Annotated in this window: 14 protein-coding genes; 6 read left to right on the forward strand and 8 right to left on the reverse strand. The window is 72.9% G+C overall.

From position 1 onward, the window contains the following. From WMF19_RS03310 to WMF19_RS03320, 3 genes are all read right to left on the reverse strand, one after another. Positions 1-1,089: a hypothetical protein gene (locus WMF19_RS03310; RefSeq protein WP_437897755.1), complete on the reverse strand. Its 1,089-nt coding sequence runs from the start codon at positions 1,087-1,089 to the stop codon at positions 1-3. A gap of 75 nt (positions 1,090-1,164) precedes the next feature. Then, entirely contained in the window at positions 1,165-2,010 is an 846-nt protein-coding gene (locus WMF19_RS03315; protein ID WP_437897756.1) for a ribokinase, read from the reverse strand. A gap of 73 nt (positions 2,011-2,083) precedes the next feature. Next, positions 2,084-3,949 carry a vWA domain-containing protein gene (locus WMF19_RS03320; protein WP_437897757.1) on the reverse strand — a complete coding sequence of 622 codons (1,866 nt, stop codon included), beginning with the start codon at positions 3,947-3,949 and terminating at the stop codon, positions 2,084-2,086. A 463-nt stretch (positions 3,950-4,412) separates the two neighbouring features. Between WMF19_RS03320 and WMF19_RS03325 the strand changes: the two genes are divergently transcribed. Together WMF19_RS03325 and WMF19_RS03330 are read left to right on the forward strand one after the other, a co-directional pair. Next, on the forward strand, positions 4,413-5,231 hold the full coding sequence (locus WMF19_RS03325; protein ID WP_437798734.1) for an SIR2 family NAD-dependent protein deacylase: 819 nt from the start codon (positions 4,413-4,415) through the stop codon (positions 5,229-5,231). Positions 5,232-5,346: 115 nt separating this feature from the next. Continuing rightward, entirely contained in the window at positions 5,347-5,586 is a 240-nt protein-coding gene (locus WMF19_RS03330; RefSeq protein ID WP_437897758.1) for a DUF378 domain-containing protein, read from the forward strand. A gap of 28 nt (positions 5,587-5,614) precedes the next feature. Here WMF19_RS03330 and WMF19_RS03335 read toward each other — a convergent pair whose 3' ends face one another. Further along, entirely contained in the window at positions 5,615-6,463 is an 849-nt protein-coding gene (locus tag WMF19_RS03335) for an alpha/beta fold hydrolase (protein WP_437897759.1), read from the reverse strand. 188 nt (positions 6,464-6,651) lie between these two features. Here WMF19_RS03335 and WMF19_RS03340 point away from each other — a divergent pair, with 188 nt between their 5' ends. Together WMF19_RS03340 and WMF19_RS03345 are read left to right on the forward strand one after the other, a co-directional pair. Continuing rightward, the gene (locus tag WMF19_RS03340) at positions 6,652-7,521 is read left to right on the forward strand and encodes an isocitrate lyase/PEP mutase family protein (protein ID WP_437897760.1); all 870 of its coding nucleotides are present in this window, start codon (positions 6,652-6,654) and stop codon (positions 7,519-7,521) included. Positions 7,522-7,531: 10 nt separating this feature from the next. Continuing rightward, entirely contained in the window at positions 7,532-8,707 is a 1,176-nt protein-coding gene (locus tag WMF19_RS03345) for an acyl-CoA dehydrogenase family protein (RefSeq protein WP_437897761.1), read from the forward strand. Positions 8,708-8,788: 81 nt separating this feature from the next. On the opposite strand, the gene WMF19_RS03350 is transcribed toward WMF19_RS03345, so the two are convergent. Together WMF19_RS03350 and WMF19_RS03355 are read right to left on the reverse strand one after the other, a co-directional pair. Beyond that, positions 8,789-9,409 carry a glutathione S-transferase family protein gene (locus WMF19_RS03350; protein WP_437897762.1) on the reverse strand — a complete coding sequence of 207 codons (621 nt, stop codon included), beginning with the start codon at positions 9,407-9,409 and terminating at the stop codon, positions 8,789-8,791. 22 nt (positions 9,410-9,431) lie between these two features. After that, complete coding sequence (locus WMF19_RS03355) at positions 9,432-10,103, reverse strand: glutathione S-transferase family protein (RefSeq protein WP_437897763.1); 672 nt, start codon at positions 10,101-10,103, stop codon at positions 9,432-9,434. Between the two features lie 770 nt (positions 10,104-10,873). Here WMF19_RS03355 and WMF19_RS03360 point away from each other — a divergent pair. Further along, complete coding sequence (locus WMF19_RS03360; RefSeq protein ID WP_437897764.1) at positions 10,874-11,455, forward strand: GNAT family N-acetyltransferase; 582 nt, start codon at positions 10,874-10,876, stop codon at positions 11,453-11,455. 151 nt (positions 11,456-11,606) lie between these two features. Here the strand turns inward: WMF19_RS03360 and WMF19_RS03365 are convergent, their stop codons facing one another. Next, complete coding sequence (locus WMF19_RS03365) at positions 11,607-12,098, reverse strand: N-acetyltransferase family protein (protein ID WP_437897765.1); 492 nt, start codon at positions 12,096-12,098, stop codon at positions 11,607-11,609. Positions 12,099-12,135: 37 nt separating this feature from the next. Next, positions 12,136-16,458, reverse strand: a complete 4,323-nt coding sequence (locus tag WMF19_RS03370; protein WP_437897766.1) for a tetratricopeptide repeat protein — start codon at positions 16,456-16,458, stop codon at positions 12,136-12,138. 360 nt (positions 16,459-16,818) lie between these two features. Here WMF19_RS03370 and WMF19_RS03375 point away from each other — a divergent pair, with 360 nt between their 5' ends. Next, complete coding sequence (locus tag WMF19_RS03375) at positions 16,819-17,418, forward strand: peptidyl-prolyl cis-trans isomerase (protein ID WP_437327444.1); 600 nt, start codon at positions 16,819-16,821, stop codon at positions 17,416-17,418. Positions 17,419-17,447 lie beyond the last annotated feature (29 nt).

The raw sequence follows: 17,447 nt of genomic DNA on the forward strand, positions 1-17,447 counted from the left end.
CTACTCGACGCAGCAGAGCGTCGACTGCCCCGTGGGATCCAGCGAGCCGCTGAGGTTCGTGCGCGCGGTGCAGGTGGAGCTGGTCGGCGTGCCGACGAGGTGAGCCGGGGGCGAGTAGGCGTACCCGCAGTACCGCCCGCCCTGCGAGATCTGGGCGTGATCGAAGCAGCTGTAGTCGTTGCCGAGCTCGACGCGCACGTAGTTGCAGTCGCCGCCGCTCGCGGTGCACGAGCACGACGAGCACGTCCGGGTGTCGTTGTACCCCCGGAACCAGTCGCTCTCGCGCCGCGCATAGCCGCTGCAGGTGGCGCTGCCGGACACGAGCGCGCATTGCGTCGCCGGCGAGGCCTGCCTCGGGACGCAGGCCTCGCCGGCGCGGCAGCCCAGGCCGGCGCTCGCGTGGCAGAACTTCCTGGACTCGGCCCACGTCGCCGGCGCGGGGATCGCCGTCCCGGTCGCGGTGCAGCTCTGGATCACGTCGAAGAGGCCCGCGCGCACGCCGCCCCAGTCGACGAACCCGTTGTTGATCGGCTTCGCGTCGCACGTGAACCCGACCCGCTTCGCGAGCGTGCCGCGCGTCCCGCCCTCGTCGGCCTCGCACTGCGACTCGTCGGCGTAGAGGTAGAGATCCGCCGCGCAGTCGGTGGGGTTCGGCGTGCAGCCGCAGCCCTCGCAGCCGCTGCCGGAGAGGCCGCGGAAGAGGAGCGTCTCCTTCTCGGTGAACCCGTCAGGGCACGGCTCGGTCGCGTCCACGACGACGCCGAGTTCGAAGTTCGTGGGGGCCGTCAGGCAGACCGCGCCCTCCGCGCAGTCCGAGTCCGCGCAGTCGACGGCGTCGTCGCAGTCGTCGTCGAAGCCATTGAAGCAATCCTCGACCTGCGTGCAGCCGGTCGTCGCGCTCGTGCCGGCGCTCGCGCTGGAATGTTCGGTCGTCCCGGCTCCATCACCGCCGCCCGACCCGCCCGCGCCCGCGAAGTTGCGCTCCTGGACGCTGCAGGCCGAGAGGCTGACGAGCGCTGCTATCGCAGGCCCGCGAAAGTTCGTCATGCCGCCAGGATAGCCGTCCTTGCAGGCGAGGTGCATCGCCATGTCCCGGAGGCGCGGCGCTCACCGCGAGGGGGCGTGATGGGCGAGGTGCCCTTGTGACGCCGGGAGGAGAGGCCGTCACGGAGCCGTGGAGCGCTGGAGGCGGCGCTCCACCTCGGCGCGTGTCGGATACGAGGTCTGACACCCCTCGCGCTCGACCGAGATGCCCGCCGCCGCGATCGCGAACCGGAGTGTGGCCTCGATCGCCATCCCGGAGGCGAGCCCGCCGGCGAGCACGCCCGTGAGGGCGTCCCCGGCGCCCGTCGTGTCGACAGCGCGGGCCGGCAGGGCGGGGAGCTCCTCGCCCGACGGCAGCAGCACCGCGCCGCGCGCGCCGCGCGTGAGCACCACGCGCTCCGGCAGGTGACCGCGCAGCGCCTCGTGCTCGATCTCGTTGACCACGGCGAGATCGAACCGGCCGACGAGCTCGGGATCGATGGCGTTGACGGGCGACGGATTGCAGATCGACAGCGCGCCGTCGGCCCGGGCCGCTGCGAGCACGCCCTCGATCGCCGCGGCCGGGATCTCGCCCTGGCAGAGCCAGACCGAGGCCCCGCACGGCGAGGGCGGCGTGACGAGCGCGTTGGCGCCGGGGATCGCGAGGATCTGGTTCTCTCCGGCCTCGTCGACGCAGATCAGGGCCACGCCCGTCGTCGCGCCGCGGTGGACCGCCACGGCGGAGAGCTCCACCCCGTCGGCGGCGAGCGCGGCCGCGCAGAGCTCGCCGTGGGCGTCGTCGCCGCGCGCGCCCGCGAGCCGCACGCGCGCGCCGGAGCGCGCCGCCGCGACCGCCTGGTTCGCGCCCTTGCCGCCCGGCGCGACGAGGAAGCGGCGGCCCAGCACCGACTCGCCGGGGCGCGGCAGCCGCGGGCCGTAGCCGATGAGATCGGCGGTGATCGAGCCGCAGATCGCGAGCAATCCCATCACCGCCGCATACCACGAACGCGGCGGCGCCGGCCGGGTCCCCGGGCGCACGGCGCCGCCCACGGCGCGCGCGTCAGTCGGCGTTCACGGCCACGGCGTTGGTCTTGCCGCTGGCGAGCGCGCCGGCGCGGCGGATGATGCCGATGAACTCCTGCTGATCGCCCTTGCTGGACGCGGCGGCCCTCGCGATCTTCTCGATGTCGGCGAGCCTCCAGGAGCGCGCGTGCGGGCTGTGGCGCAGGACCTCCGCGAACCCTGCCACCGCGGACGCGAAGCGGAAGTCGGCCGGCGCCGCGTCGAAGGTGGGGGCGATGGCGCCCGGGGCCATCTTGACCAGGGTCTCCTCGGCCGTGTTCGAGCCGAGCGGCGCCTTGTGGCGGAGGCGCACGACGACCGGGGCCGCGCCCTCGCCCTTCAGCGCGGGGGCCTTGAGCTCGACGTCGTAGATGGCCGTCACGCTGTGCCCCGCGCCGATCTCGCCGGCGTCCACCTTGTCGTTCCGGAAGTCCCTGTCGGCCACGTCGCGGTTCTCGTAGCCGATGAGCCGGTAGCTCTTGACGAAGCTCGGGTCGAACTCGACCTGGATCTTCACGTCGCGGGCGATGACCTGGAGCATCCCGCCGACCTGCTCCGAGAAGACCCGCCGCGCCTGCGCCTCGCTGTCGATATAGGCGTAGTTCCCGTCGCCCTGGTTGGCGAGCTGCTCCATCATGAGATCCTTGTAGTTGCCCTGGCCGAAGCCGATGGTGGACAGCGTGATCCCCTTGTCCCTCGCGCGCTTGATGGTCTTCAGGATCTCGTCATGGGAGGTCGGGCCGACGTTCGCGTCTCCGTCGGAGAGCACGATGACGCGGTTGACGTGCCCCTTCACGAGCGTCCGCTCGGCCAGGCTGTAAGCGAGATCGATGCCGCTCGACATGGCGGTGGAGCCGCCCGCGGTGAGGTCGTCGAGGGCCGCGAGGATCTTCCCCTTGCTCTCGATGCCGGTCGGCGCAAGCACCTCTCGCACGCTGCCCGCATAGGTGCAGAGCGCCACGGTGTCCCCCGGCTTGAGGGTGTCGGTGAGCATCTTCAGGCTCTTCTTCGCGAGCTCGATCTTGTCCGGCGACTGCATCGAGCCGCTGGTGTCGACGAGGTACACGAGGTGCACCGGGGTCCGCTCCTTGGCCGTCACGCGCTTGCCCTGGACCGCCACGCGCACGAGGTGGTGGCCCGCCGTGAACGGCGAGGGCGCGGCCGCGAGGTGCACGGCGAACGGGCCTGTCGCGGGCGAGGCATAGCCGTAATCGAAGTAGTTGAGGAACTCCTCGGCGCGCACGGCCTGATACGGGGGCAGCGCGCCATCCATGATCTTGCGGCGCGCGATGGCGTAAGAGGCCGTGTCCACGTCGATCGCGAACGTCGAGAGCCGGTCCTTCGCGGGGTCCTCGACCGGGTTGACGCCGTAGTCCCGGTACGTCTCGCTGCCCTGGGGTTCGGGTACCGTGACGGCGACGGACGCGGGCGGGGGCGCGGGGCGCGCCACGGCCGTCGCCGTCGGGGCGGGCGCCTTCTTGGGCGCGGGCGCGCCGCCCGTCACCTGGATGCGCGCGTCCGCCCTGGGCGCGGCGCCCGCCTTGGTCGCCCGCGACTGCGCCGGCATGGGCGAGGCCGGCGAGGGCGCCACAGGGGCGGCCGCCACGGGCAGGGCCGGCGGCGGCGCGGGCTCCGCGGGCGCGGCGCCAGGATCGCTCGCCGCGGCCTCCTCGCGCTTGGCAGTGGACGTGCGGCCCTCGTCTTGCTGCGCGTCGAACTCCGGCTGCATGGCCCGCCCGGCGGCGGCCTCGGTCGGCGCGGCCGACGCGGTCGCCGCCGTGGGGGAAGGCGTGGATCCACCGCAGCCGATGAGCAGCGCGGTGACGAGGGCGGGGGCGACGAGATCGAGGGGCCGGGTGCGCATGAGGTGTCCTCCTTGAAGGGGATCGCGAGGGCGGATCCCTGCTGTACGTTCTCGTGGGTCGGCCATCGCCGATCGCCACACAGGTCCACGTGGGGGCCGCACGCGCGGCTGCCCCATGGTGCGTTTTCCACGGGCGAGACGGGCCCTTCGCCGCTTTCGCTGCGTGAACGCCGCGTGTCGCCGGTCGTCCGGCGAGCCGACGAAGGGGCTCTCGCGGCCGGGGCCCGCCGTGGCGGGGCTCGGCGCGTCCGAGTGCCAGGGAAACGCGGTCGTCTCGGCCGGCTTACACCCGAAATCGACGGGAGCTGGCGTCGGGTCCTCCGCCGTCGGAATCAGAGGGGGAGAGCGGGCGCGTGGCGTGGCGCCGCACGCTAGATTGAGCAAGATCGCGGGGAGGCGGGGCGGCGACGGCCGTCCTCCTTCCTTCCCGCTTCCCTCTCGATCTCTCCTCAGGAGGTGCGTGATGAGCGAAACGAGCCGCGAGCGCTTCCAGTCCACCCTGTGCCGCGCCAGGAAGATCGCCGTCCTGACGGGCGCAGGCGTCTCGGCGGAGTCCGGCATCCCCACGTTCCGCGGCGCTGGGGGGCTGTGGCGGCGTTACGAGGCGACGAGCCTCGCCTCGCCCGAGGCGTGGCAGCGCGATCCGGGCCTCGTCTGGGAGTTCTACAACCACCGCCGGGAGCGCGCCCTCGGCTGCGCCCCGAACCCGGGTCATCACGCGCTGGCGCAGCTGGAGGCGCGGTGGCGGGAGGCCGGCAGGGTCTTCACCCTCATCACCCAGAACATCGACGGCCTGCACGAGCAGGCGGGCTCCCGGAGCCCGGTGCGCCTCCACGGCTCGCTGTGGCAGGTGCGCTGTCTCTCGTGCGGGAGCGTGACCGAGAACCGCGACGTGCCCATCACGCCTGCCTTCGCGGGCAGCGGCTCCCCCGATCCGGAGGCCCCCGCCCGCCGCTTCACGGCGGCGGAGCTGCCGCGCTGCCGCTGCGGCGGCGTCCTTCGCCCGCACGTGGTCTGGTTCGGCGAGGCCCTCCAGGAGAGCGATCTCGCCGCGGCGGCCGCCGGCGTCGAGGGCTGCGATCTCCTGCTCGTCGTCGGTACGTCGGCCGTTGTGTATCCCGCGGCCGGTTTCGTCCCCATGGCCAAGCGCCACGGCGCCCTCATCGCCGAGGTCAACGTCGAGCCGAGCGCGATCTCCGGCCTCTGCGATGTCGTGTTCACCGGCGGCTCCGGCGCGATCCTGCCCTCCCTGCTCGACGTCACGCCGGGCCGAGCGCCGTGAGCGCCGCGGCCTGACGGGCGCGGCGAGCCGGCGGCGTCAGCGCGGCGCGCGGTCACGTCGCAGCGGGCGCGCGGTGCACGCACCGCGCGGCGCGGCGCGTGCTTCTGCCGGGGCCATGGAGCAGGTCAACCGTGGGATCTCAGGGCTAACGTGGGTGGCGATCGCGCTCGTCGTGATCGGCGCCGTCAACTGGGGGTTCGTTGGGCTGTTCGAGTTCGACGTGGTCGCCGGGCTGTTCGGCAGGCTCAGCGCGCTCAGCCGCATCATCTACGTGCTCGTCGGGCTCGCTGGGCTCTACCTGCTCTACTTTGCGGTCCAGCTCGGAAAGCGCGAACGGGTCACCACGATGCCCTGAGGGCGAAGCGCCTGCGCGCCTCGGGCGCTCATGCGCCCGGGCTGGCCTGGCCGCCGAAGCCGCGCGGACGGGCGGCGGCCGCGCGCGCCTCGATGAACCGCGACACCGCGTCGACGAACGCCTCGGGGTTCTCCACCTGCGGCATGTGCCCTGTCGCCGGGATGAAGGTGAGCTGCGACCCCGGCAGCGAAGCGTGAAGCTTCTTCGCGTCGTCCGCGCTGTTGCCGAGGAGCTGGTCCGCCTCGCCCCAGACGAGGAGGGGACTCAGGCTGAGCGGGGCCCTGAGACCTCCCTGGATGGCGACGTCGAGCACCGCCTCCAGCTGAGGTGGATTGGCGCTCTCCAGGACGTCCCGCAGGGCCGCCGGGGCGCGGCCGGGATCGGCGTAGGCGCGGCCCAGGACCCCCGGGCTATAGGTCTGCTTCCGCATCAACGCGCGCAGCATCCGGCGGGGCAGCGGCCGCGCTCCGAGCCAGCCGACGAAGCGCGGCAGCGGAGGGATGGGAACGCCGTTGACGAACACGAGCCCGCGGCAGCGGGACGCGAACAGGGTAGCGAAGCTCGATACGACCGATACGCCGAAGGAGTTGCCGACGCACCACGCGCTCGAGACACCGAGCTCGTCCAGGAGCCGATCGAGCCAGCGCGCATAGGCGTCCAGGGAGCCGAGCCCCGGGGTGTCCGTGCGCCCGACGCCGGGCAGATCGGGCGCGATCACCTGGAAGCGCTCCGAGAATCGCTCCCAGACAGGCCCCCAGTGCATCGGCGCCCCACCCCAGGCGCCGTGCACCAGCAGCAGCGGCTCGCCCTGCCCGCCCACGTGGACGCTGGCAGGGCGGCCGTCGATCGCGATCTCCTTCAACGAAACCGTGCTCATGCCCCTCTCCTGTGCGGCATCATCGCGGGCCCATCCTGCCCCCGGGCGCCGGGGGCCCGCAACAGGAACGCACGCCGGCGCGCGCCCCCGTCCATCCCTCTTGCCCGCGCGGCCGCGCGGCGGCGCGCGGCGCCTCTCAGGCCTTCGCGCTTGCCTCACGGGCAGCCGATCGCGGTATCGTCCCCGCCGTGTCCCCCGCTCAGAAGCTCCGCGATCTGCTCGCCTCGCCCGGCCTCCTCGTCATGCCTTGCTGCTGCGACGCGCTGTCGGCGCGGCTCATCGAGCAGGCCGGCTTCTCCCTCTCGTTCATGAGCGGCTTCGCGGTCTCCGCCGCGCGCCTCGGCGCGCCCGACACGGGGCTCATCTCGTATGGTGAGATGGTCGATCAGGCGCGGGCGATCTGCGGCGCCGTGTCGATTCCGGTGCTCGGCGACGGCGACACGGGCTACGGCAATGCGATGAACGTGAAGCGCACGGTGCGCGGTTATGCGCAGGCCGGGCTGGCCTGCGTCATGATCGAGGACCAGGTCGCTCCGAAGCGCTGCGGCCACACGCGCGGCAAGCAGGTCGTGCCCCGCGACGAGGCGTTCACCCGCGTCCAGGCCGCCGTGGACGCGCGCGACGAGGGCGCCGGCGTGCTCATCATGGCCCGCACCGACGCCCGCCAGACGCACGGGTTCGATGAGGCGCTCACCCGCGCGCGGGCGTTCGCCGATCTCGGGGCAGACATCGTGTTCCTGGAGGCGCCCGAGAGCGTGGACGAGATGCGAACGTTCTGCCGTGAGGTGCGCGCGCCGACCATGGCCAACATGGTGGATCACGGCAGGACGCCGGTGCTGCCGCCGGCCGAGCTCGAGGCGATCGGCTACAAGATCGCGGCCTATCCGCTCACCCTGCTCTCGGTCGCCGCCGCCGCCATGCGCGAGGCCCTCGCGTCCCTGCGCGCCGGACGGCACCCCGATCCGCGGATGAGCTTCGCGGCGCTCCAGGAGATCGTGGGGTTCCCCGAGTACTACGCTGAAGAGGAGCGCTATGCGCAGCCGCCAAGGAAGGGGTGAGTCGAGCACCATGGCCACGATGTCCTCCGCCGCGCCCGCGTCGCTCCTCGACGCCGCGCGCAGCCTCGTTCCGCTCGTCCAGGAGCACGCCCAGCGGGGAGAGCGGGAGCGCCGCCTGCCCGATCCGGTCGCGAGGGCGCTCCGGGAGTCGGGCATCTTCCGCATGTGCCGTCCGCGCGCGCTGGGCGGGCTCGAGGCCGACCCCCTCACGGCGCTGCAGGTCATCGAGGAGCTCTCGCGCGCCGACGGCGCCGCAGGGTGGTGCGCCATGATCTGCGGCACGACCGGCGCGTTCGAGGCGTACATCCCGGCGGAGGGGGGCAAAGAGATGCATGCGAGCCCGGACGCCGTGACGGCTGGCGTCTTCGCGCCGAGCGGGCGCGCCGTCGAGGTCGAGGGAGGCTATCGGGTCGCCGGGAGGTGGGCGATGGCGAGCGCCTGTCATCATTGCGACTGGCTGGGCGGCACCGCAGTGGTCTATGACGGGTCGGCCCCGCGCATGCTGCCCGGGGGCGTCCCCGAGGCCGTCGTGCCGATGTTCCGCGCCTCGGAGTGCGAGATCCTGGATACGTGGAGCGTCTCCGGCCTTGCCGGCACCGGGAGCCACGATTTCGCGGTCGTGGACGTCTTCGTGCCGAGCAGCCGGTGCATCCGACTCCCCATGACGGCGCCGACCCATCCAGGGCCTCTCTTCGTGTTCCCTCTCTTCGGCTTCCTCGCGAGCGCGGTCGCGGCGACCGCGCTCGGGATGGCGCGCGCGGCCGTCGATGAGCTGACCCGGCTCGCGGCGACCAAGCGGCCGAGCGGCATGACGACGTCGCTCGCGACGCGGCCCTCGACGGCGCTCGCCGTGGCCGAGGCCGAGGCCACGCTGGGCGCGGCCAGGGCCTACCTTATCGAGGCCGTCGGCGCCGTCTGGGACGCCGCGGTCTCCGGCAGATCGATCTCGCTGCGGGAGCGGGCGCGCGTCCGGCTCGCCGCGACGAACGCCGCCCTCGGCGCGGCGCGCGCCGTCGATCTGGCCTTCACGGCGGGCGGCGCCACGGCGCTCTACGCGGAGAGCCCTCTTCAACGCAGCTTCCGCGACGTGCACGCCGTCACGCAGCACGCCCTCGTCGCCCCGCACACGCGCGAGGTCCAGGGCCGTGTGCTCCTCGGGCTGGACACCGAGCTGCCGATGTTCTGAGGGGCCGTCCGCGCGAAGAGACGCGGATACGGGAGGGCAGGGCGGGCGATCGAGCATGCGCCCGAGGGGCGCGCCCCGCTCTCATCCCAGGGGCAGATCCACCCATCGCTCGAACCCAGGCCGGCGCTTGATGCGGCCGTACCACGCGTCGACGTGCTGCAGCGCGGGCCGCTCGGTCTTCAGGTTGTACCACCGCTGCGCCGCGACCCCGAGCGGGATATCGGCGAACGTGAAGTACTCTCCCGCGGCCCACGGGTGCCGCGACAGCTGCCTGTCGAGGATCCCCAGCGCGGCGAGCGCCGACTTGCGCGCTGCCTCGATCGCGGCCTGATCGCGGCGCTCTTCGGGCGTGCGCACCAGCTGCACCAGGAGCGTCCGGATCGGGGGCCACAGGGTACCGAACTGCCAGTCGGTCCAGGCGTCGGCGCGCGCCCTGTCGGCGAGATCGCTCGGCTGGAGCGGCGGCGACCCGTAGCGCGAGAACAGATAACGCACGATCGCGTGCGACTCCCAGAGCACCAGCGGGCCGTCCTCGAGCGTCGGAACCAGCCCGTTCGGGTTGAGGGTGAGATAGTCGGCGTCCTTGACGCGACCGAACGTCCCGCCGGCGTCGATGCGCTCGAAATCGAGCTTGAGCTCGTCGAGCGCCCAGAGGACCTTCTGCACGTTCGATGAATTCTTGTGACCCCAGAGCTTCAACATGATGTCCCTTGTCCCTCGGCGCTCAGGCGGCCGTCGTCGCCGGCTTCACGAACTTCGCGAAGCGCTCCACGTAGAACTCGACAGGATTCTGGATGGCGCGCACCGCGGGGCGCGCCTGCACAGCCTCGATCCACGCCCGGAGCCGCGTGAGCTCCGCCGGGATGGAGAAGTCGCGGAGGCGGCCGACCGCCGACAGCCGCTCGAACCATGGATAGAAGGAGAGATCGACGAGGCTGACCTCGGCGCCGAGCCAGTAGGGCCCTTGGCCCGACGATCTCGCCAGCGCCTCCCGCTCGATGAACGCGAGCACGTCGCCGAGCGCCTTGCGCCCCTCCGCCTCCTGGTCCCGGTTCTCGGCCCTGAGCAGCTGGGTGAACGCCGGCACGAGGCGCGTGTTCGAGTAATCGATCCAGATCCTCGCCTGGGCGCGCCTGCCCGGCTCCCTGGGCAGGAGCCGCGGCTCGGGGAAGACCTCCTCGAGGTACTCGTTGATGATCGCCGACTCCCAGATGCGGTGGCCCTCGTGCTCGATCGCCGGGACCTTGCCGTAGAGCGAGGCGTCGACGAACGCCCGCGGCTTGTTCTGCAGATCGACCTCGGTCAGCTCGAAGTCGATCGTCTTCTCCTGTAAAACGAGCCGGGTGCGGTGGGCGAAGGGGCACGCCTTCGCGCTGTAGAGTCGCAGCTTCGTCATCCTGTTCTCCTTGATGGCGTGCGCCAGGCGAAGAGCTCTCCTGCTCTCAGGCAGGGAGTGTGCTCAGCTCACGGGCCGTCGTCGTGGCAGAGAGCAGGGAGCGTGCCAGAGCGCTGTTGCAGGAACGGATCGCAATCGTTCGCGCCGGCCGCGCGCTTGCTGCGACGGAAGCAGGGATTGCTGGTGATGTGCTGCGGAGGCAGCAGTGAATCCGGCGTGGGGCGTGGGAAGGCCGCTGCTGATCGAAGGTCGACTCCTTGTCGAGCACCCGGGAGACGTCGGGCCCCTCGGGACGAGGCGTGCTCAGATCTTCATCCTTCCTCCTCGTGTCATGGTTCGCAGCCCGCGCCACCTCAGCCAATGGCACCTCTGCTCGAGCGGTCATCCGTCGTCCACGCGCGGGCGTGGATGTGGATCTCCTCCCGGTGTGCGGGAAGGCGCGCTGATGTTTTCCGCCTTACTCTTCTATGGCGGATATTAATCTGTTATGACGGACATGTCAAGCCGCTCCGCGGCAGCGTCGATGCCCTCGGCAAGATGTGTGTGGACCGACGTGCAACGGCGATGCTCGCTGCTGTGGCGGGGGATTGGCCGGATGTGCGAGGCATGTCGTCGTTGTATGCTGCGTGGCATGACGACTGCTCTCCTCGACGCCGGAACACACAATGGTTCGCAGGGTTCGGGGCGTGACCGCCGCGTGGTCCGATGGCCTGGGCAAGACGGTGTTGTCGCCGTCGAGCGCATGACGGCGACAGGCAGGGAGCGACGCGATGACAGGTGAACGCCCGCCGGAGCGCATCCCGACCGCTCGGCTGACGCTGCGAGCGTGGCGACCCGAGGATGCACCTTTGATCAGGGGAGCGATCGACTCCAGCCTTGCGCACCTGCGGCCCTGGATGCCGTGGGCCGTGCACGAGCCCTCCTCCATGGAGGCGACCGCCGCGCTCCTGGAGAAGTTCCGGGACGACTTCACGGCGGGACGCGACTTTCATTATGGAATCTTCACGCGCGACGAGCGCGACGTGCTCGGGGGTACGGGGCTCCACCCGCGGATCGGCCCGGGCGCGATCGAGATCGGCTACTGGCTCCGGGCGACGGCGACGCGCTGCGGTTACGCGACCGAGGCGGTGGCAGGCTTGACCCGGGTCGCGCTCGAGGAGCTCGGCGTGAGCCGCGTCGAGATCCGCTGCGATCCGCGGAACACCGCGAGCGCCGCCGTGCCCCGGCGGCTCGGGTACCGGCATGTGACGACGCTCGAGGCGGACGCCCTGACGCCCACGGGCGAGCCGCGCGACACGATGGTGTGGGCGCAGACGGCCGCGGAGCTCGCGGGGTCGAGCCGGGGAGGCTGAAGCTCATGAGTCCATCCCCCTCGGCCAGCGCCCCGGGAGCGCCATCGGATTCGGAGGTTCGGATCGAGGAGCGGCCGATGCGCCGATAGCGGAGCGGCCGATGCGCCGATAACGGGGGGCCGATGCGCCGATAGCGGGGCGGACGCCGCGATCACTCGAGCTCGAGCGTCATCTCGATCATCGTGCGGCGGAAGCCGAACCGCTCGAACAGGCGCTGCGCGGCGGCGTTCTGCGTCGCGGTGTGGAGCACGATGCGCGGCGCGCCCAGGGCCCGGAGGCGCGCGATGACGGCCTCCAGGAGGATCGCGCCCGCGCCCAGCTGGCGCGCGGGCTCAGCGACATAGATGTCGTGGACGGCGCCGCAGGTGTCGAGGAGGCTGTTCCAGTCGCGCGGCTCCCGGCGGCCGTAGGCGTAGCCGACCAGCGCCGGCTCGGCGCCGGTTCGCTCGGCGACGACGATCGCGGCGTCGGGGTCGGCGAGCTCGCTCGTGAGCCATCGCTCGTAGCCCGGCTCGATCGGCTCCAGGCACATGAAGCGGCGCGGATCGAGGGCGTGGTGCAGGCGGACGAGCTGCGCGGCGAAGCGCGCCACCTCGGGCATGTCGGCGCGCACCGCGAGGCGGGCGTTGACGGAGGGGATCATCCGCCAGGATAGCCGAGCAGCGGCCGCTCGCTCCGCCTCAGCGACCCTTCCCGGCCCCCAGGCTCTCCAGCGCCTGCTCCGCGTCGCGCCGGTAGGCGTTGTCGGTCGGCGCCGTCTCCAGGAAGCGCTCGTAGTGGTGGATGGCCTTCTCGCGGTTGTTCGCAGCGCGGAGCGCCTCGGCGAGGAGGAAATGCGCGTCGAACAGCCACGGCGGGGTCGAGCGGTCCGGCGCCTCGCCCAGGGTGACCGCCTGCTCCATCTCGCTCGCGGTCCCGGCCCGGTTGCCGCGCGACGCGTAGATCTTGCCGAGGCGGTAGTGCCACTCGGGGACCTTGTCGTTGGCCGCGATCGCCTTGCGCCACGCCTCCTCCGCGGCCGCCCAGTTGCCCTGATCCTGGTAGCAGAGCGCCATCGTGGCGTAGGCCTCGTAGCGGGACGGCCGCTTCTCCAGCGCGATCTTCAGATCCGCGAGCGCGTCCCGGCTCGCCCCCTGCTTCTGCAGCAGCACGCCGCGCTGCCAGTACGCGTCGCCGAGCTCCGCGTCGAGCTCCAGCGCGCGCTTCAGCGCCATCTCCGCGCGCGCGGTCTGGGCCGTCTCGTTGGCGCCCCAACCGACGTACAGGTGGTACTCGGCGCGGTTCGGATCGAGCTCCGCGGCGCGCTCCAGGAAGCGCAGCGCCTCGGCCATGTTCGTGCCGCGCACGAGGAGCGCGCGGCCGAGGAAGTGGTTCGCCTCGGCGGAGTTCGCGCGATCCTTGAGCACGTCGCGCAGGATCGGCTCCGCCTGGCTCGCGTGCCCCGCCATGACCTGGGTCGAGCCGACGCGCAGCTTCAGGTCGATGTCGTTCGGCGCCTTGCGGAGCGCGTCGGCGTACATCTCCAGCGCGCGCTCGCTCTGGCCGGTCTCCTCGAACAGGAGCCCGCGCTCGAGCGCGAGGCCCGGGTAGTCCTTGTCGGCCGCCGTGACCTTGTCGAAGACCTTCGCGGCGTCCTCGAACCGGCGCAGGCGACGGTACGCCACGCCCAGCTTGAACTGGCTGCCGAGGTCGTCCTCCTTCGCGAGCGCGAGCTCGAGCTCCTGCCGGGCTTCGTCGTAGCGCCCTGTCTGGAGCGCGACCTCCGCCTTGGCCTTGTGCAGCGCGGGCAGGTCCGGGAACTTCGCGGTCGCCTCCGACAGCTTCTCCGCCGCCGCCTCGTTGCGGCCCATGCTGGACAGGAGCGACGCCAGCGCCACGTAAGCGTCGACGACCTCCGGGAGGTTCTCGGTCGACTTCACGGCGTCGAGGTACGCCTGCTCCGCGTCCTTCTTGTTGCCGAGCGCGAGCTCGGTGCGCCCGAGCCAGTAAGCGACCTGCGGAGCGGCCGCGTGGGTCTTCTGCAGCTCCTTCAGGAGGTCCTTCGCCTCCTTCATGCGCTCCTGCGCCAGCCAGGTCTTCGCCTTGCCGAGCTGCGCGGCGAGGTTCTTGTCGTCGGCGCGGGCCGCGGCCTCGAAGCGCGCCTGCGCCTCGGAGTAGCGGCCCGACCGGTAGAGGACCTCGCCGTTGCCGATCAGGGCGCGCACCGCCTGCGGGTCGAGCTTCACCGCGGCCGCGAACGCCTGCTCCGCCGCGCTCATGCGCGACTTCGCGAGGTGGATGGTGCCGAGCAGCGTGTACGCGTCGACGATCTCGGGGTCGCTCGCGGCGGCCCGGATCGGGCCGTCGCCGGTGACCTTGCCGAGCAGATCGAGCGCCTCCTGCTCGCGGCCCGGGGCCTGCCAGAGCAGCGACGCGATCAGGGTGCGGGCCCCGACGTGGTCGGGTGAGGCCTCGAGCGCGCCTCGGGCGCTCGCCTCGGCCCCCGCGGCGTCCCCGGCGAGGAGCTGCGCCCTGGCCAGGCCGTAGAGCGTGCGCGCGCTCTTCTGGATGCCGCTCGCGTGCTGCCACGCCGCGATCGCCTTGGGGGCGTCCTTCGCGGCGAGCTCGATCTCGGCGGCGAGGACGGCGAGGTCGATGTCGTCCTTGAGCTGCGCGGCGAGCGCCTGCGCGGCCTGCCGCGCGCGCGGGAGCTCGCCGCTGGCCGCGGCCTGCGCCGCGACGGCCAGGGAGAGCAGGTCGCTCGGATGGGAGCTCGCGAGCGTGAGCATCTCCTTGCCGAAGGCGTCGTCGACGGTCCGGTGCCCGAAGCGGAGGCTCCGCGCGAAGGCGATGTACGCGGCGTAGGCCATGGTCGGCCGGTGGCGCGGCGCATTGCCGCGCGTGGCGTTGGCGTCGTTCAGCGCTCCGTTGGCGGCCGACGCGGTGTCCTTGCCGAAGGCCGCCTGGGTCCGCTGGCGGAGCTCGGCGAGCGCCCCCTCGTGCGCGAAGGCGTTGAGCCGGTCGCTGATGAGGTTCACGCCGAAGGCGCCGACGTCCGGAACGAGCGCGAGCGCGCCGCCGCTGACGGCGGCGACCGCGAGCGCCGCCACGACGTAGCGCTTGATCTTCGACTTTTGCGGCGGCGCTTCCGTGGTCGCCGCGGGCTTCGCGACCTGCGCCTCGGGACCGGCGCTCAGGTCGCCGATCTCCGTGCCCGCGCCGGTCAGGTCGACCTCGTCCCCGACGCTGGGGTGCGGCTCGCTGAGCTCGATGCCCCGATCGTCGGCGTCCGCGGGCGATTGCGTGAAGTTCCCGGAGCGGTCGGACGGATCGTAAGGGGCGGGCGCGGCGCCGGAGGCGAGCTGCGTGACGCTCTCGCCGAGCGCGATCTCGTCGCCGAAGTCGGCGGCGCCGAAGCCGGTGGTGGGCGAGGCGCCGAAGCCTGCGGTGGGCGCGGAGCGGACGTCGGAGGGCGGCGCGGCGCCGAAGCCGGTGGTGGGCGCGGAGCGGACGTCGGAGGGCGGCGCGGCGAGGAAGTCGGCGGGCGGCAGGGCGCCGAAGTCGACGGGCGGCATGGCGCCGCTGCTGGGCGGCTCGGGCGCTGCCTGCGGCGGGAGGGGGCGCGGCCCGGGCGCCTGGAATGCGGCGCCCACGCGCGAGTCGTCGTAGTCCGGCGGGGCCTCGTCGAAGAGCTCGGCGCCGACGATGGTCCCCGGTCCGGCAGGCGAGCCGGCACCGGTGGCCTTCGTGGGGAGGGCGGAGCCGGCGGCCTTCGTGGGGAGGGCGGGGCCGGTGGTCTTCGTGGGGAGGGCGGAGCCGGTGGTCTTCGTGGGGAGGGCGGGGCCGGTGGCCTTCGTGGGGAAGCCCGCGGGGGCCGGGGCGGGGAAGCCCGCCTGGGCCGCGGCCGGGAGCCCGGCGCGAGCCGGCGAGGGAAGCGGCGCGGAAGCCGGCGTGGGCAGGCCCGTGTTCGAGAACGGAGCGGGCATGCCGATGACGGCCGGGGCCGAGCTCGGCAGATCGCCGGCGACGATGGGCAGGTCGCCCGAGGACGCCGAGGGCAGCTCGGAGTCGCCGTCGCCCTCGAGAGGCAGCTCGAGCTCGCCGAAGCCGAACGACATGGATCCGCCGGTGGAGCGCGCCGGAGGAGCCGGGGGCGCGTCGTCGTCCAGGTCCCCGAAATCGTACTCCGGGGCCACGCGCGGGGGCGCGTCTCCCGCACCGCGGGTGCGCCCGCGCCCGAGCGGCTGCGTGGCGGCCCCGGCGTTTCGCGCGCCGGGCCCCGAGGGGGCGCCCGGCGTCGACTCTCGCTCGCCGAACCCGAGGGTGCGCCGGCTGCTCGGAGGATGCGGGTCGACCCGCGCCGGCAGGTCGGCCCCGGAAAACGCGGTCGGCGTTGCCGGGGCGGTGCGGGACTCCGCGCGCGATCGCGCCGGGAGCGCCGACGCCCCTGGCGCATTGCCGTAGACGACAGGCAGATCGTCCGGGTTGAGCCCCTGCACCTCGGCGTCCGTCGGGCTCGGGAGCTCGACCATGAGGTCGATCTCGCCAAAGCCGCGCCGCTGCGGCACGGTCTTGGCGTTTCGCCGATCGGACGGCGCAGGGCGATCGGGGACGTCCGGCAGGCCGATCTCGCCGAAGACCTCCGGCCCCGGGGGCTCAGGAGGCGGCGCGGGAGGCGCGGGCGCCGCGCGGCGCGGCGGCGTCGGTACCGGCGCCGGCGCTGGCCCCGGGCGCCGTGGAGGCACGACGGCGGGGAATGCGACATCCTCCGGAGCCGCCACGGGCAGATCGGCGTCCTCGGGCCCCGCCGGGGCGCTCCGCTCCGAGAGCTGAAGACCTCCCGCCCCGGCCCGCGGCGGGGGGGTGGGCACAGGCGTCGGCGCAGGCGCTGCGCTCGCGCCCCCCTTGGTCACCAGCAGGCTCGTACCGCACTTCGGACAGCGCATCCTGAGCCCCGCAGGGGGGACACGCTTCTCGTCGACTTGGTACGGCGATTTGCACCCGTCGCACTCGACCTTGATCATGCTTCCCGACCCGATGCCGGCGCCGCGAGTGCCTTCGCAGGCGCCCCCACGCTCGTTCGGCCCGCGAAAGGCCGGGATGCCCCGACATCCGCTCTCCTTACTAGCAGGGGTTGTGGTCCTTGGATCGCCTCTTCTTCCGGCTGCCCTCAAATCGGCGACTTCCTCGGGCATATCGCGTGCTTGGTCCGGAAGCAGGAAGCGGACGGCAAGCGGACAGCACGCGGACGAGGGGCGGCCGGGGACGGAGAGGGATGGAGGGACGCTGGGGCGGCGAGGGAGCGGCGACGCCGTCCGACCGGCGGCGCGTCGCCATCGCGGCCTCGCCAAGCGTCCTCCACCTGTGCTAACGCGCTGCCGCCCATGCAGCGCTCGACGGCGGTCATCTACACGCTCTTCTTCGCGGGCGCGCTGGCGTTCGTCATCACGAACGGCGGCTCGAAGGGGCGCGGCGCGGCCAGCGCGCCCGCCGACGCAGGCGCCGACGCCGCCGACGCCGCCGCCGCGCCTGCGACGACCGCGGCGGGCGACGGCGACGCGGGGAGCGACGCCGGCGCTGAGGACATCGTCCAGGAGAGAGGCCCCGAGCCGGCGGGGCGATCCGACGCGGGCGTCACGCTCCTCTCGGGCGAGGCGCCGCCCTCGCTGCCGGCCGAGGCGCCGAAGAAGGTGCGCTTCGGCGTCGTGCTGATCCAATACCGCGGCGCGCAGGGCGCGGCGCCGACCGCGCGCTCCAAGGACGCCGCGCTGGCGCTCGCCCGGGAGCTCGCGGAGGTGGCCAAGACGGACTTCAAGGCCGCCATCGAGAAGGGCGACAAGGGGTCGACCGACGACCTCGGCTACATCCCGCGCGGCGTGCTGGAGCCCGCGCCGGAGTACGAGCTGTTCAGCCTCCCCAAGGGGGGCGTGAGCGGCCCTGTCGACACGCCGCGCGGCTTTTGGATCGCGCGTCGGATCGAGTAAGTAGAGCGTACCGCGCGCGGCGCGTCGCC

The organism is Sorangium sp. So ce124 (assembly GCF_051525235.1).
GTDB classification, from domain to species: domain Bacteria; phylum Myxococcota_A; class Polyangia; order Polyangiales; family Polyangiaceae; genus Sorangium; species Sorangium atrum.

Bases quoted from the DNA above. Each gene is read 5' to 3' on its own strand.
- WMF19_RS03310 (WP_437897755.1), bottom strand. From the start codon at position 1,089: ATGGCGATGCACCTCGCCTGCAAGGACGGCTATCCTGGCGGCATGACG.
- WMF19_RS03315 (WP_437897756.1), bottom strand. From the start codon at position 2,010: ATGGGATTGCTCGCGATCTGCGGCTCGATCACCGCCGATCTCATCGGC.
- WMF19_RS03320 (WP_437897757.1), bottom strand. From the start codon at position 3,949: ATGCGCACCCGGCCCCTCGATCTCGTCGCCCCCGCCCTCGTCACCGCG.
- WMF19_RS03325 (WP_437798734.1), top strand. From the start codon at position 4,413: ATGAGCGAAACGAGCCGCGAGCGCTTCCAGTCCACCCTGTGCCGCGCC.
- WMF19_RS03330 (WP_437897758.1), top strand. From the start codon at position 5,347: ATGGAGCAGGTCAACCGTGGGATCTCAGGGCTAACGTGGGTGGCGATC.
- WMF19_RS03335 (WP_437897759.1), bottom strand. From the start codon at position 6,463: ATGAGCACGGTTTCGTTGAAGGAGATCGCGATCGACGGCCGCCCTGCC.
- WMF19_RS03345 (WP_437897761.1), top strand. From the start codon at position 7,532: ATGGCCACGATGTCCTCCGCCGCGCCCGCGTCGCTCCTCGACGCCGCG.
- WMF19_RS03350 (WP_437897762.1), bottom strand. From the start codon at position 9,409: ATGTTGAAGCTCTGGGGTCACAAGAATTCATCGAACGTGCAGAAGGTC.
- WMF19_RS03355 (WP_437897763.1), bottom strand. From the start codon at position 10,103: ATGACGAAGCTGCGACTCTACAGCGCGAAGGCGTGCCCCTTCGCCCAC.
- WMF19_RS03360 (WP_437897764.1), top strand. From the start codon at position 10,874: ATGACAGGTGAACGCCCGCCGGAGCGCATCCCGACCGCTCGGCTGACG.
- WMF19_RS03365 (WP_437897765.1), bottom strand. From the start codon at position 12,098: ATGATCCCCTCCGTCAACGCCCGCCTCGCGGTGCGCGCCGACATGCCC.
- WMF19_RS03370 (WP_437897766.1), bottom strand. From the start codon at position 16,458: ATGATCAAGGTCGAGTGCGACGGGTGCAAATCGCCGTACCAAGTCGAC.
- WMF19_RS03375 (WP_437327444.1), top strand. From the start codon at position 16,819: ATGCAGCGCTCGACGGCGGTCATCTACACGCTCTTCTTCGCGGGCGCG.